General features: G+C 63.5%; 11 protein-coding genes and 1 pseudogene. 8 read left to right on the forward strand and 4 right to left on the reverse strand.

The genetic code is table 11. The features are described 5' to 3' along the window. Positions 1–120 precede the first annotated feature (120 nt). The gene (locus tag PFU01S_RS00710; RefSeq protein ID WP_027913386.1) at positions 121–1,788 is read left to right on the forward strand and encodes a putative bifunctional diguanylate cyclase/phosphodiesterase; all 1,668 of its coding nucleotides are present in this window, start codon (positions 121–123) and stop codon (positions 1,786–1,788) included. A gap of 50 nt (positions 1,789–1,838) precedes the next feature. Here the strand turns inward: PFU01S_RS00710 and PFU01S_RS00715 are convergent, their stop codons facing one another. Next, on the reverse strand, positions 1,839–3,227 hold the full coding sequence (locus PFU01S_RS00715; protein WP_027913387.1) for a NorM family multidrug efflux MATE transporter: 1,389 nt from the start codon (positions 3,225–3,227) through the stop codon (positions 1,839–1,841). Positions 3,228–3,381: 154 nt separating this feature from the next. Between PFU01S_RS00715 and PFU01S_RS00720 the strand changes: the two genes are divergently transcribed. Both PFU01S_RS00720 and PFU01S_RS00725 read left to right on the forward strand, forming a co-directional pair. Next, a complete protein-coding gene (locus PFU01S_RS00720) occupies positions 3,382–4,308 on the forward strand; it encodes a LysR substrate-binding domain-containing protein (RefSeq protein ID WP_027913388.1) in 927 nt (308 codons plus the stop codon). Between the two features lie 26 nt (positions 4,309–4,334). Further along, positions 4,335–4,646, forward strand: a pseudogene (locus tag PFU01S_RS00725) (methyl-accepting chemotaxis protein); the annotation flags it as partial. A 38-nt stretch (positions 4,647–4,684) separates the two neighbouring features. Here PFU01S_RS00725 and hglS read toward each other — a convergent pair. Then, positions 4,685–6,079, reverse strand: a complete 1,395-nt coding sequence (hglS, locus tag PFU01S_RS00730; protein WP_027913390.1) for a 2-oxoadipate dioxygenase/decarboxylase HglS — start codon at positions 6,077–6,079, stop codon at positions 4,685–4,687. A gap of 136 nt (positions 6,080–6,215) precedes the next feature. Beyond that, the gene (locus tag PFU01S_RS00735) at positions 6,216–7,106 is read right to left on the reverse strand and encodes a LysR family transcriptional regulator (RefSeq protein ID WP_027913391.1); all 891 of its coding nucleotides are present in this window, start codon (positions 7,104–7,106) and stop codon (positions 6,216–6,218) included. A 133-nt stretch (positions 7,107–7,239) separates the two neighbouring features. Between PFU01S_RS00735 and amaB the strand changes: the two genes are divergently transcribed. Together amaB and amaA are read left to right on the forward strand one after the other, a co-directional pair. Continuing rightward, positions 7,240–8,730 carry an L-piperidine-6-carboxylate dehydrogenase gene (gene amaB, locus PFU01S_RS00740; RefSeq protein WP_028686768.1) on the forward strand — a complete coding sequence of 497 codons (1,491 nt, stop codon included), beginning with the start codon at positions 7,240–7,242 and terminating at the stop codon, positions 8,728–8,730. Between the two features lie 159 nt (positions 8,731–8,889). Then, positions 8,890–10,176 carry an L-pipecolate oxidase gene (gene amaA / locus PFU01S_RS00745; protein WP_027913393.1) on the forward strand — a complete coding sequence of 429 codons (1,287 nt, stop codon included), beginning with the start codon at positions 8,890–8,892 and terminating at the stop codon, positions 10,174–10,176. 29 nt (positions 10,177–10,205) lie between these two features. Here the strand turns inward: amaA and PFU01S_RS00750 are convergent, their stop codons facing one another. After that, positions 10,206–11,633, reverse strand: coding sequence for a mechanosensitive ion channel family protein (locus PFU01S_RS00750; protein WP_027913394.1), 1,428 nt, complete (start codon positions 11,631–11,633; stop codon positions 10,206–10,208). A gap of 234 nt (positions 11,634–11,867) precedes the next feature. Between PFU01S_RS00750 and ycaC the strand changes: the two genes are divergently transcribed. From ycaC to PFU01S_RS00765, 3 genes are all read left to right on the forward strand, one after another. Continuing rightward, positions 11,868–12,497, forward strand: a complete 630-nt coding sequence (gene ycaC / locus PFU01S_RS00755) for an isochorismate family cysteine hydrolase YcaC (protein WP_027913395.1) — start codon at positions 11,868–11,870, stop codon at positions 12,495–12,497. A 113-nt stretch (positions 12,498–12,610) separates the two neighbouring features. Continuing rightward, positions 12,611–13,177 (forward strand): antibiotic biosynthesis monooxygenase, encoded by a 567-nt coding sequence (locus PFU01S_RS00760; protein ID WP_027913396.1) that lies wholly within the window; start codon positions 12,611–12,613, stop codon positions 13,175–13,177. 37 nt (positions 13,178–13,214) lie between these two features. Beyond that, a complete protein-coding gene (locus PFU01S_RS00765; RefSeq protein WP_027913397.1) occupies positions 13,215–14,033 on the forward strand; it encodes an alpha/beta fold hydrolase in 819 nt (272 codons plus the stop codon). The last annotated feature ends 27 nt before the right edge of the window (positions 14,034–14,060 follow it).

A 14,060-nucleotide genomic window follows, 5' to 3' on the forward strand; every position in this document is an offset into this window, starting at 1 on the left:
CGACAAAATACGTCGGACCAGGCTGTCCAAAACCGCTTTTAAGAGTGAAAATCATTTCCATTAATTGCGTTGGGCTCATTATCGGTCAACGTTTGCATCGTCGAGCTTTAAGGAGCCGTCTTGTCCGCGCCTGTCGAACCTATGCGTTTGCTGCTGTTGGCCAGTGAGCCCGAGTGGGCGGCCTTGCTGCACGCGTGCATGCCGGCCTTGAAGGGCACGGCCGTACTGCTCACGGCACCCGACTGGGATGCCGTCGACAGTCTGTTCAGCCGCGACCGGCAGGCCGTGGTGCTGACCACGCCGGCCTTGCGGCCAGCACCCGGTCGCTGTGACCTGCCGACCATCCTGCTGCTGCACAGCGAACCCGAGGCGGCGCCAGGCGGCGTCAGTGACTGGCTGGTGAGCGACCAACTCAATGGCGACAGCCTGCGTCGCTGCCTGCGCCACGTGCGCGAGCGAGGTGCACTGGTGGCCACCCTGCAGCGCTTGGCCGAACAAGACCCTTTGACCGGCATCGCCAACCGCCAGGGCTTTCAGGCCTTGCTGGCCACGCGCCTGGCCGACCATGACGGGCGCGGCGTTGCCTTGGGGCATCTGGACCTGGACAACTTTCGCCACGTCAATGACGCCTTGGGGCACCAGAGTGGGGATCGCCTCATTCTGCAGGTGGTGCTACGTCTGAAGCATCAGCTCGAAGCAGGCGACCAGCTGGCACGCCTGGGCAGTGACGAGTTCGCCTTGCTGATCGACACCCGCCGCGACCCAGGGCGGGCCGAGTGGATGGCGGAGCGCATCGTGGAGGCATTGGCCGAGCCCTACTGGGTCGATGGCGAAAGCCTGCTGCTCGGCTGCAGCCTGGGGCTGGCCCACGCCCGCGCCCAGGGCGGCGCCGACCCGCTGATGTGGCATGCGCACATCGCCATGCGCCAGGCCAAGGCCATCCAGGGCTGTACCTTCCATGTCTTCAACGAGCGCATCAATCGCCACGCACGCAGCCTGGCCGATCTCGAAAGCGAGCTGCGCCGGGCCTTGCGCCGTGACGAGCTGGAACTTCACTATCAGCCGCGCCTGAACCTGGCGGATGGGCGGGTCGTCGGTCTCGAAGCGCTGGTGCGCTGGCGCCACGCCGAACGGGGCTTGCTGCCGCCCAGTGAGTTCGTGCCGCTGGCCGAGCAGAGCGGGCTGATCGTGCCGCTGGGTTACTGGGTCATCGCCCGTGCCCTGCGCGACATGCAGGCCCTGAACACCCAAGGGCTTGCGCCATTGCACATGGCGGTCAACCTCAGTTTCCGGCAGTTCCAGGACAGCCAGCTGCTGGCGACCTTGAGCAGGCTGATCGCCGAGTACGGTGTCGATGCTCACTGGCTGGAATTCGAGCTGACCGAAACGGCCGTGATGCGGCGCAATGAGCGGGTGCGTCAGACCATGGATGCACTGGGGCGCCTGGGCGTGCGCTTCTCGCTGGACGACTTTGGCACAGGGTTTTCTTCGTTCGTGCACCTCAACAGCCTGCCGATCACCTTGCTCAAGGTGGACCGCAGTTTCGTTGCGCAGATGGAAATGCGCGAAGAGAACCGCAAGCTGGTGCATGCCATGATCAACCTGGCCCACAACCTCAACCTCGAAGTGGTGGCCGAGGGCGTCGAAAGCGAAGCGCAATTGGCGTTGCTGCGCGGGTTTGGCTGCAACCAGGTACAGGGTTACCTGGTCAGCAAGCCCCTGCCGGTAGACGCGCTGATCCCGTTCCTGCGCCAGGTGTCCCATCGCCAGGTGGGGTTTGCAGGCTAGCCAGCCGCGCCCCCTTGGCCAATGCGCAAATCCACATCAAGTCGTTGACATCAGGCAGGTGTGGCCGTTGCGGCGCTTGTCCCGGCGTGGCGTAGCAACCGCCGCATCCGCCACTCGAAGCCGAAGGTCAGTGCCACCGAGGCGCACGCCAGCCCCAATGCCAGCCCCCACCAGACGCCCACCGCGCCCCCGCCGAAGACGAAGGTGAACAACCAGGCGCTGGGTGCCCCGATGAGCCAATAGCACACCAGCCCGATCAGGAACGTGGTCTTGGCGTCCTTCAGCCCGCGAATAGAGCCCATGGCGATGGTCTGCACGCCATCGAAGAGCTCGAACCAGGCGGCGACCATCAGCAGCTGGACCGCCAGTTGGAAGATGGCGGCAAACGCCGGGTCGGCCCGGTCGATGAACAGCCCTACCAGTGCGTCTGGCAGCAACCAGAACAGGGCAGCGAAGGCGAACATCAGCATGGCTCCGAAGCCGATACCCACCCGGCCTGCGCTGCGCGCTGCGAGCAAGTTCCCCGCGCCGTAGTAATGGCCCACGCGCATGGTCACGGCATAGGACAGGCCAGTGGGCACCATGAAGGCGGTCGACACGATCTGCAGGGCGATCTGGTGCGCGCCCAACTCGGTACTGCCCAGCACGCCCATGCACAGCGCCGCAAAGGCGAACAGCCCTACCTCCACCATGTAGGTGCCGCCGATCGGCAGGCCCAGCCGCCACAGCTCGCCCAACGCTGGCAGCGATGGCCGTGACAGGCCTTTGCGCAGTGGGTAGGCCGCATAGGCCGGGTGCCAGCGGATATACAGCGCCAGGGCAATGGCCATGCCCATCGAGACCACCGCAGTGACCAGGCCGATGCCCATCAGGCCAAGCTTGGGCAGGCCGAACATGCCCTCGATCAGTGCAACGTTCAGCAAGTAGTTGAGTACGGTACCCACCAGGCTGATGACCATCACCGGCGTAGAGCGGCCCAGGGCGCTGGTGAAGCCGCGCAAGGCCATGAAGGTCAGGTAGCCCGGCAAAGCCAGCGGCAGCAGGGTGAGAAACTCGGCCGCCGAGGCCACGTTGTCAGGCTGTTGCCCGAAGAGCAGCAGGACAGGTTCGAGGTTCCACAGCACCAGCGCCGCGAACAGGGCCAGGCCCCAGGCCAGCCACAGACCGCTTTGCGCCAGCCGTGTGGCGCCCTCGATGTCATTGGCGCCCCTGCGGAAGGCTACCAGGGTGCCAACCGCCGCGATGACGCCCAGGCAGAAGATGGACACGAACGAATAGCCCGCCGCGCCCAATCCGCCCCCGGCCAGGGCCTGCGGGCTGATGCGTGCCATCATCAGGGTGTCGGTCAGTACCATGAGCATGTGCGCCAGCTGCGAGGCGATCAGTGGGCCTGCCAAGCGCAGTAATGCCTTGAGCTCGAGCGTAGGTGCGACGTGCATGGATGTGATCCTTGGCAAAGACAATGGCGGACGAAGGGCGATTCTGAGGCTTGGGTCAGCTTTTAACAAAAGGATAAATGCGATCATTGGCATGAGTTTTAATCATGGCGATATGATGCGCAGGTCGCCGCTTCTCCACCGAACAAGGAATCTCATGACCCGCAAGCTGCCGCCCCTGTATGCGCTGCGTGCATTCGAAGCCGCGGCGAGGTTGAACTCATTCACCCGTGCTGGCGAAGCGTTGTCCATTACCCAAAGCGCGGTCAGCCGGCACATTCGCACGCTGGAGGATCACTTTGCCTGCCGCCTGTTCACGCGCAGTGGCCGCAGCCTGCAACTGACCGAAGCGGCGCGGGTGCTGCTACCGGGTGTGCGCGAAGGCTTTGCCGCGCTTGAGCGTGCCTGTGACACGTTGCGCGGTGAAGACGACATGCTGCGCATGAAGGCGCCATCCACCCTGACCATGCGTTGGTTGCTGGCCCGGCTAAGCCGCTTCCGTCGGCTGCAGCCTGGCAATGAAGTGCAACTGACCAGTGCCTGGATGGACGTCGACCATGTGGACTTCAACCAGGAACCTTTCGATTGCGCGGTGCTGCTGGGCGATGGGGTGTTCCCGGCGGAGTGGGAGGTGCGCAAGCTGTTCCCCGAACTGCTGGTGCCGGTGGGCGCACCAGGGCTGCTGGATGACGGGCCTTGGTGCGCGGCGCGCCTTGCGAGCAGCGAACTGCTGCACCCCACAATGGACAAGCGCGACTGGCGAGTGTGGCTGGAACGCCTGGGCCTGGGTAGCAGGGTTTCGCTCAAGGGCGGCCAGGTGTTCGACACGCTGGAACTGGGCATGATTGCAGCGGCCCGTGGCTACGGTGTTTCGATTGGCGACCTGATTATGGTGGCCGAAGATGTGGCGCAGGGGCGCATGAGCCTGCCATGGCCCACGGCGGTCCCCAGCGGCTTGGACTACTACCTGGTATGGCCGCGGACCCGACCGGGCGGCGAGCGGCTGCGCCGCCTCAGTGCCTTCCTGCAAGCAGAGGTGGCTGCCATGGCGCTACCCGAGGTGGTGATCCTGCCAGCCCTTTGATTGCGAGCGCTATATCCCGGTCCGATACCGGGCACGCCATCACCACACTGGAGCAGAGTAACCAGCTGATGCAGGACGGCCTTGAGCGTAACGACAAGGTCGCGCAAGCACTTGCCCGCATCGACGAACAAAGCCGTGCGGCGGGTGAGCAGTTTGCCGTGATCAGTACGGCGACCCAGGAGCAGAGCAGCACAGCGACCGTGCTGAGCCGCAATTTGCAGAGCATCGCCCAGGCCAACGGTGAGCAGCGCGAGGTGGCCAACGAGCTGGCACTCACAGCGCGGGAGCTGGAAGGATTGGCTGCGCAGTTGCGTCAGGAAGTGGACCGCTTCCGCTGACACGCTGGGGCACCCACGTGCCCCTTCACTCTGTCGCCTTACACCGATACCAGGTTCAATGCCTGGGCGCAGGCCTGCAGCGAGCGGCGCTCGCTTTGCGCATACAGCGCCAGTTCATCCTGCACCTGCAGCCCCAGCGCCGCTTCGAAGGCCGCGCGGTTGGCGTTGCTGCCGTACTCGGCCTGGGCATCGTCGCCCAGGTTGGACTGGAAGATCCCTGCGGCGCTTACCGGCAAGAAATCCTCGTACACCAGCGCCTCGAAATGCACGTGGTCTGCGTCGATCAGCCCTTGCAGGGTAGTTGGCCTGCCTTGCTTATCGCGCGCGGCCAGGCCTTTCTCGGTGGCGAAGTAGCGAAAATACGCCAGGCCCTGTTCACGCATCTGCGCCAGGTCGTCCGGGAAGGCGGCGAAGGTGTCGGTGAGTATCGCCATGTACCGTGCGGCATTGGCCTCGACGGGCGCACCCCCCAATGCGACACGCGTCGTGTCGAGCAGCTTGTCATAGAGCTGGCGCCCCTTCGGTGTCAACGCCGCGCCACGTTGCTCGATTTCCCCAAAGCGCGCGGTGTGGCTGCCTTCGCTACCGTGCTGACCGCAGAATGCGACCTTTTCCTGCAGGGCCTTGAAGCTGGTCTGGCGCAGCAGGATTGGGTGGCGGCGGGGAGGGGGGCCTTCGACCACGGCCTTGGGCGTGATGCCCTTGGCTGGCATGCCGAGCTGGATGGCATCGATGTCCAGGGTGCGCGGAGTCAGGTGGTTGATGTGCGGACCCCTGAACGCGACCACATCGGCAAGCAGGCGGTGCTGGTCGTGCAGCTGCTGGTATTGCTTGGCGGTGACGGTGGCGTCGTGGTGCCAGCGGAAGGTCTGCAGGGCTTGCTGTACGAAAGCCTGAGCATCTGCGGCATTCAAGCCGCCATCGCGTTCGTGCTGCTCGATCAGATGGAGTACGCGAGGGGTGAAGATCTGGCGTTTGGCCAGGATATCCTTGGCCATTTCCCGCAACTGCAGGTTGTCGATCAGCTCCAAGCGCAACAGCGAGGTGAAGACGCGGAACGGGCTGACGTGCAGCGACTGCTCGTGCACGGCACGGAACGCGGTGGAGTGCACCGGCACCCCAGCACTGCTGAGGTCGTAGTAGCCCACCGGCTGCATGCCCATGACCGCAAAAAGTCGCGCGATGGTCGCCAGCTCCTGGGCCGTACCTACTCGGATGGCCCCATGGCGTTCATGGCCCAGCCGTTCGAGTTCCCCAGTCCAGCGCAGCGCCTGCGTCACTTCTGGCTGCTCGGCCATCACCTGCTGGTTGATTTCGCTCACCAGCGCAAGCAGCGTGCCGTACAACGGCACTTCCTGTTTGTACATGAGCGACATGGCGGCAGAAAACTGCGCACGGATGCTGTCGGGGCTGACGAAATCATGGGCGGGCATCGCTGGATTCCTGGTTGATGGCTGACCTTTACATGAAAGCGGGGAATGCACCCGGTCTACAAGCGAAAAAAAGTAGGTGTGTCATTCCTTTTTTGATCGACGTAGGCGGGCTAGGGCGCTACGCCTGTCTAGAGCATCAGGCCTGCAACTGCTCACCGATCCAATCCACCAGCGCCCGCACCTTGGGCACTTCTGCGGCATGTTCGGCGTACGCCAGGTAGTGCGCGCCGGCACTGCGCATCGCATGGTTCCAAGGCATGACCAGGCTGCCTTCGGCCAACTCCTTTGCGACCAGGTAGCGCGGCACCAGCGCTACCCCGCAGCCGGCCTGGGCAGCGCTCAGTGCCATGTAGAAGGTGTCAAAGCGTGGGCCGTGGTAGGCGCTGACGCTTTGCAGGTCCTGCTCCAGGAACCATTCGTGCCAGGCTTCCGGCCGTGAAGTGCTTTGCAGCAACACCAGGTCGGTCAATGCCTCGGCACTGGCCAGGTCACGGGCGGCCAGTAACTCTGGCGAGCACACCGGCACCACTTCTTCACCGAACAGCTCGATGCAGCTGGCCCCCGGCCAGGTGCCCTGGCCGTAGAAGAACACGACGTCGGCCGAGCCCTGCAACAGCGAGAAGGGCTCCATTTCGTTGCGGATGTCCAAGTGAATGTTGCTGTGCCGCCGGCCGAAGCCCTTGAGGTGGGGGATCAGCCACCGCACACCAAAGCTCGGCTGCGTTGCGACCTTCAGGATCTCGGTCTGCTCCCCGTAGGTCAGCACATAGCGGCTGGACATATCGACCTGCGTGAGGATCTTGTTCACCTCGGCCAGATAGAGGCTGCCGGCTGGCGTGAGTTGTAAACGTCGGCGAATGCGCAGGAAAAGATGGTGACGCAACAGGTCTTCAAGCTGCGCGACCTGCTTGCTGACCGCACTCTGGGTCAAGTGCAGCTCTTCGGCGGCTCGGGTGAAGCTCAAGTGGCGGGCTGCAGCTTCGAAGCACTGCAGGGCGGTCATGGAAGGCACCAGACGTTTTGACATAGCGTTCTCAAGGGCTCGAGTCATTACCTGACGGAATGATATGCGGAATAAAGGTCGTTTGTTGCGCTTAACTGATCGGATTAATACTGATCCACATCATATCCAACCTGTCCACCGATGTAGGAGAACACCAATGGTTGCTGGATTGCTCGAGCGCCTGGGGGTTGCTGCCCAGGCTTACACGCAAGGCGATTACGCTGTACACACGCCCATCGACGGCAGCCAGATCGCTTCGGTGACACTGCTCGGTCAAGCCGAGACTACCGCGCGCATCGAGCAGGCTCAGCAGGCCTTCGAGGCATGGCGCAGCGTGCCAGCCCCTCGCCGGGGTGAGCTGGTGCGCCTGTTCGGCGAAGTGCTGCGCGAGCACAAGGCAGACCTGGGTGAACTGGTTTCGATCGAGGCAGGCAAGATCACCCAGGAAGGTCTGGGCGAAGTGCAGGAAATGATCGACATCTGTGACTTTGCAGTGGGGCTGTCACGCCAGTTGTACGGCCTGACCATCGCCTCCGAACGCCCGGGTCACCACATGCGCGAAAGCTGGCACCCGCTGGGTGTGGTCGGTGTGATCAGCGCATTCAACTTCCCGGTGGCGGTCTGGTCCTGGAACACCGCCCTGGCCCTGGTGGCCGGCAACTCGGTGGTGTGGAAGCCCTCCGAGAAAACGCCATTGACCGCCCTGGCGTGCCAGGCGTTGTTCGACAAGGCGTTGAAAGCCTTCGGCGATGCGCCGGCAGGTCTCGCGCAGCTGGTCATCGGTGGCCGTGAAGCAGGCGAAGCCCTGGTCGATGACCCCCGCGTGGCCCTGGTGAGTGCCACCGGCAGCACGCGCATGGGCCGTGAAGTCGGGCCGCGTGTAGCCGCACGTTTCGGGCGCAGCATCCTGGAACTTGGCGGCAACAATGCCATGATCCTTGCACCCAGCGCCGACCTGGACCTGGCCGTGCGGGGCATTCTCTTCTCGGCAGTCGGCACTGCCGGGCAACGCTGTACCACGCTGCGCCGCCTCATCGTGCACCGTTCGATCAAGGACGAAGTGGTGGCTCGGGTCAAGGCCGCCTACGGCAAGGTGCGCATTGGCGACCCGCGCAAGGACAACCTGGTTGGGCCCCTGATCGACAAGGCCTCATTCGATGCCATGCAAGGCGCCCTGGCCAAGGCTCGCGACGAAGGGGGCCAAGTGTTCGGGGGCGAGCGTCAGTTGACCGACCAGTATCCCAATGCTTATTACGTGTCGCCTGCCATTGCCGAAATGCCTGGGCAAAGCGAGGTGGTGCGCCATGAAACGTTCGCGCCGATTCTCTATGTACTGGCTTACGATGACTTCGACGAAGCCTTGCGGCTGAACAACGAAGTCCCGCAGGGCTTGTCGTCCTGCATCTTTACCACCGATCTACGCGAGGCTGAGCGTTTCCAGAGCGCGGCTGGTAGCGATTGCGGTATCGCCAACGTCAACATCGGCACCAGCGGTGCCGAAATCGGCGGGGCGTTCGGGGGTGAGAAGGAGACCGGTGGTGGCCGTGAGTCCGGTTCAGATGCCTGGAAAGGCTATATGCGCCGTCAGACCAACACCGTGAACTACTCCCGTGAGTTGCCACTGGCGCAAGGCATCGTGTTCGACTGATCAGCGTAATGGTGTAGAACCAGGGGCACGGCCCCTGGTGGGCGACCAAGCCCGCGGCCATCAGGATCGGTGTGCTTGCACCGCTATCTGGGCATGCGGGCTTGGCTGCGAAAGGCCGCACGGCGGTCTCGAACAAGAATAAATTGCGGGAGCCGGGCCATGTCCGAACTGCGTCAAGAATGCTTGTGGGAATGCGTCACCGTGCCGAGCGTGACTGTCCAGGCCGTGGCGGGGGAGTACCACGCCGATGTCTGCGTGATCGGCGGCGGCATTACCGGATTGTCAGCAGCCATTCACCTGCTCGAGCAGGGCAAGTCGGTGATCGTACTGGAGGCCTGGAAAGTGGGCCACGGCGGCTCCGGCCGTAATGTCGGTCTGGTCAATGCCGGTACCTGGATTCGCCCGGATGATGTCGAGGCCACCCTGGGTCAGAAACAAGGCAGCCGGTTGAACACGGTGCTGGGTCAGGCCCCGGCCGATGTGTTCGCCATGATCGAACGCCTGGGCATCGACTGTCAGGCGCGGCACCAGGGCACCCTGCACATGGCACATAACGCGACCGGCATCGCCGATCTGCAGGCCCGCCACGAGCAATGGCGACGGCGCGGTGCCGATGTCGAACTGCTGACCGGCGCACAGTGCCAGGAATATTGCGGCACCGACAAGATCGCCGCCGCCCTGCTGGACCGGCGCGCCGGCACCATCAACCCGATGGGCTACACCCAGGGCCTGGCAGCTGCCGTGGTGCGCCTGGGTGGCAAGCTGTTCCAGCAGTCCGCAGTCCAGGGCCTGACGCGCGAAGGTGACAGCTGGCGTGTGCAGACTGCACGCGGTTCGGTTCGCGCCGAGAAGGTGGTGATCTCCACTGGCGCCTACACCGAAGGGGACTGGAGCAACCTGCAAAAGCAGTTCTTCAAAGGCTATTACTACCAGGTCGCCTCCAAGCCATTGCAGGGCGCGCAGGCCGACAAGGTACTCCCTCACGGCCAAGGCTCCTGGGATACCCGCACCGTGCTCAGCAGTATCCGTCGCGATGATCAGGGCCGTTTGCTGCTCGGTAGCCTGGGCCGGGTCGACAATAAACCCGCGTGGTTCGTGCGCAGCTGGGCCGACCGTATCCAGCGTCACTACTACCCGACGCTTGGCAAGGTCGAATGGGACATGCACTGGACCGGCTGCATCGACTTTACGCCCGACCACCTGATGCGTTTGTTCGAACCCGCCCCAGGGTTGGTGGCGGTCACCGGCTATAACGGGCGCGGCAATACCACTGGCACCGTCATTGGCCGGGCGTTCGCCGAGTTTCTGTCCAAAGGGGAAGCCGCCAGCCTGCCGATACCGTTCTCGACCATGAAAGGCGTGAGCGCGACCTCACTGCGCACCGCGTTCTACGAGTCCGGGTTCTCGCTGTACCACGCCGGCCAGTGCCTGCGCGTGGTGCTGTAAGGCAACGCTCCGCAACGGCAGGTGACGCGTCATTTGTGCAGCCAGCTCAGGAAACCGCCTTTCTTGATGGAAGCAGGCTTGTGCAAGAGCAGCGAATCGCGACCCTGACGTCGGACGCGTTGCAGTTTGCCCAAGGCGGTCTGCACATCGCCGTGCTGCTGCAGATACGCTTTGACTCGTTGCTTGTCGATGCGATACAGCAGGCAACTGGTCAAGGTTCTGAACTCCACCAGCGAGTCGTCTTCATCGACGAGCCCGTCGATACCCAGTACTTCACCTGGGCCCATGCGTCCGGCCTCCAGGCGCTTGCCATCTTCCAGCACCGCCGCTGATACGACACCTCGCCCTATGACCAGCACGTGTTCGGACTGCTTGCCCACCTCCAGGATCGTTGTGTCAGCCAGGTACTCAACGGCGATCATGTGTTGGCTCAGTGCGTCGCGCTCTTCATCACTCAGCGCGCGGAACACCCGTACTTCGTCCAGCACCTCCCGTTGACGGCTACGCGGCGCCGTCGCCAGGTCCTGGTTCCAGATGACCCCGTTCGCTTCCAGGTGCCGATGGGCCAGGTCGAACAACTGGTTGCGCGTAGCGTTCTTGGCGCTCATATCGGCGATGAAACCGCTGGCTTCGTATTCCACCGAATCGAGCGTCGCGGTTTTCACGGCCACCTTGGGGGCAGGTGAAGGGAGGAGCGCACGGGTACCGCGCAGCGCCTTTTCCAGCGCATCGAACACTTTGCCAGGGCGCACGCTTGCAGGCACGACCACGCTGATCGACACGCCATGCACATCAGTTGGACGGCTATGGTTGAGCAAGCGGGCCTTGGCAGCCACGGAGTTCGGAATGACCGCCAGGCTACCGCTGCTGGTGAGCAGCCGCGTGGCACGCCAGTCGATATCCAGCACCTTGCCCTCCGTGCCATCGATGGAAACGGCGTCACCGATCTGATAGGGCCGCGTGGTGTTGAGCACGATGCCGCTGAACACGTCCGCCAGGGTGCTCTGCAAGGCCAGGCCGATGACGATGGCCATCACTCCCGATGTGGCCAGCAGCCCTTTGACGGGCAATTGCAGTACATAGCCGGCCGCCGCCACCACCGCGGCGATGAAGATCAACGCCCCGAGCACATCCTGCAGCAACCGGCCGCCGTGGCTGCCGCGCGCCACCAACAGCAGGCCGAAAACCACCGTGACGGTGCGCGCGCCAAACAGCCACCATGCGATGGCAAGCACCGTGGCCAGCAAGTTGCGGGCAACGTCGTCGGCCCAGGGCGCGGGCTGTAGCGGGCTCATCCCTGCCGCCACCAGCACCAGGCTGAAGAGCAGGAACAGCGTCAGCCGCGCGGCTATTCGCCAGGCATGGCGCTGTGCCGGGATCAGCTGCCAAACGATCAAGTCGAGCAACAACAAGGTGGTGCCGAGCAGCAGTGGGGAGGACTGGATGAACGCCAGCATGATGGTCTCGGGACAGGGAAGGGCTGCCGGTAGTAATAGAGCAGGTTCACGCAGGAGGCAATGGGCATGGCGTTGCATAGAACCGGCCCTACAGGGCGCTGAACCATCGTTCATAAAATAGAACGCTAAAGCCAAAAAACGCTATCTACCGCCGAAAACTGGATGGTTTTAATCTTCTCCCATCAACGCGAAACACCCCACCTACTGCAAATCACGACTACTGGAGCTACCGCCATGACTCAATTCAAATACAACCGCCTGAACAAAGACGACGCTGCCGTTCTGCTGGTCGATCACCAGGCTGGGTTGCTGTCGCTGGTGCGCGATATCGAGCCCGACACCTTCAAGAACAATGTGCTGGCCCTGGCGGACCTGGCCAAGTTCTTCAACCTGCCGACCATCCTGACCACCAGCTTCGAGCAAGGCCCCAACGGCCCATTGGTGCCAGAGCTCAAGGCCCTGTTCCCGGACGCGCCTTACATTGCGCGTCCTGGCCAGATCAACGCCTGGGACAACGAAGACTTCGTCAAGGCGGTGAAAGCCACTGGCAAGAAGCAGTTGATCATCGCGGGTGTCGTCACCGAAGTGTGCGTGGCCTTCCCGGCCCTGGCCGCCCTGGAGGAAGAATTCGAGGTGTTCGTGGTGACCGACGCGTCCGGCACCTTCAATGCCATGACCCGCGATGCCGCCCACGACCGCATGAGCCGTGCTGGCGCGCAGTTGATGACCTGGTTCGGCGTAGCCTGCGAACTGCATCGTGACTGGCGCAACGACGTCGAGGGCCTGGCCGCACTGTGCTCCAACCATATCCCTGACTACCGCAACCTGATGACCAGCTACAACGCCTTCAACGCCAGCAAGTAACCCCATCGCCGCGGGCACCCCGGCCGGTGCCCGCCGGGCCGCACACCTCGATAACGTTCAGCCCGTCCACTGTTGCCCAGCGCAAGCGGGCAGGCTCAGCCCAAGGAATGCAGATGAACACCGCCGCCCAAGACAACCGCGACGTGGTTACCCTGGTGATCCAGCACAAGGTCCGCGCCGCGTCACTGAACGACTACGAAGTGTGGCTCAAGCATGCGGTAGGCACCGCCCGCCGCCAGGCGGGGCACCTGGACGTCAATGTCATTCGACCCGATGAGGGCGGTCTACACTTCACCACCGTGGTCCGGTTCGCCAACGCCGACCTGTTGCAGGCGTGGGTCAACTCAGCAGAACGCCAGGCGATGGTCCGGGACGTGCTGCCGCTGCTCGACGGTGGTGACAGCCCTCAGGTCCATGAGGACCCGGAATTCTGGTTCACCCCACCCGGCACCCGCGCCGTACCACCACCGCGTTGGAAACAGGCGGTGCTGACGTACCTGGTGATCTGCCCGATGACGTTGGTGGTGCCGCACCTGCTGGCCCCGTTATTCGAACGTTTGCCACAACTGGCTGGCCCGGTCAGAGGCACCCTGATCGGTAACCTGTTCGTCATCTTGCCTGTGGTGTTCTACATCATGCCCTGGATCACCCGCCGTTGCGCCCATTGGCTGCGCGGCTGAACAAGCCTTTTTCCACGTACCACTAGGAGATACCGATATGAGCACGTTCCAAACGCGTGATGGCACTTCGATCTATTTCAAGGACTGGGGTACTGGCAAGCCGGTACTGTTCAGCCATGGTTGGCCGCTGGATGCCGACATGTGGGACACGCAGATGGAGTACCTGGCCAGCCGCGGCTACCGGACCATCGCCTTTGACCGCCGTGGCTTCGGGCGGTCGAGCCAGCCGTGGACCGGCTACGACTATGACACCTTCGCCGATGACATCGCGCAGTTGATCGAGCACCTGGACCTGCGTGAGGTCACCCTGGTGGGCTTTTCGATGGGGGGCGGTGATGTCAGCCGCTATATCGGTCGCCACGGTACCGGGCGGGTGGCTGGGCTGGTGCTGCTGGGGGCCGTCACGCCTGTATTTGGCAAGCGCGCAGACAATCCGGACGGGGTGGACCTGTCGGTGTTCGAAGGGATCGAGGCCGGGCTGCGGGCCGACCGCGCCCAGTTCATCGCCGACTTCGCGGCCCCGTTTTACGGGCTGAACCAGGGGCAGCAGGTGTCCCAGGGCGTGCAGACGCAGACCTTGAACATCGCGCTGCTGGCCTCGCTCAAGGCCACGCTGGACTGCGTGACGGCGTTCTCGCAGACCGATTTCCGGCAGGACCTGGCCAAGGTCGACGTGCCCACCTTGGTGATTCACGGCGACGCCGACCAGGTCGTGCCCTTCGAAACCACCGGCAAGCGCGCCGCGCAGTTGATCGCCGGCGCCGAGTTGAAAGTGTATGCCGGTGCGCCGCATGGGTTCGCAGTGACCCATGCGCAACAGCTGAACGAAGATCTGCTGGCGTTTCTCCAGCGCTGAGCCAGACAGGCAAGCGGCGTCGCGACG

It is taken from the genome of Pseudomonas fulva NBRC 16637 = DSM 17717, assembly GCF_000730565.1.
Taxonomy (GTDB): domain Bacteria; phylum Pseudomonadota; class Gammaproteobacteria; order Pseudomonadales; family Pseudomonadaceae; genus Aquipseudomonas; species Aquipseudomonas fulva.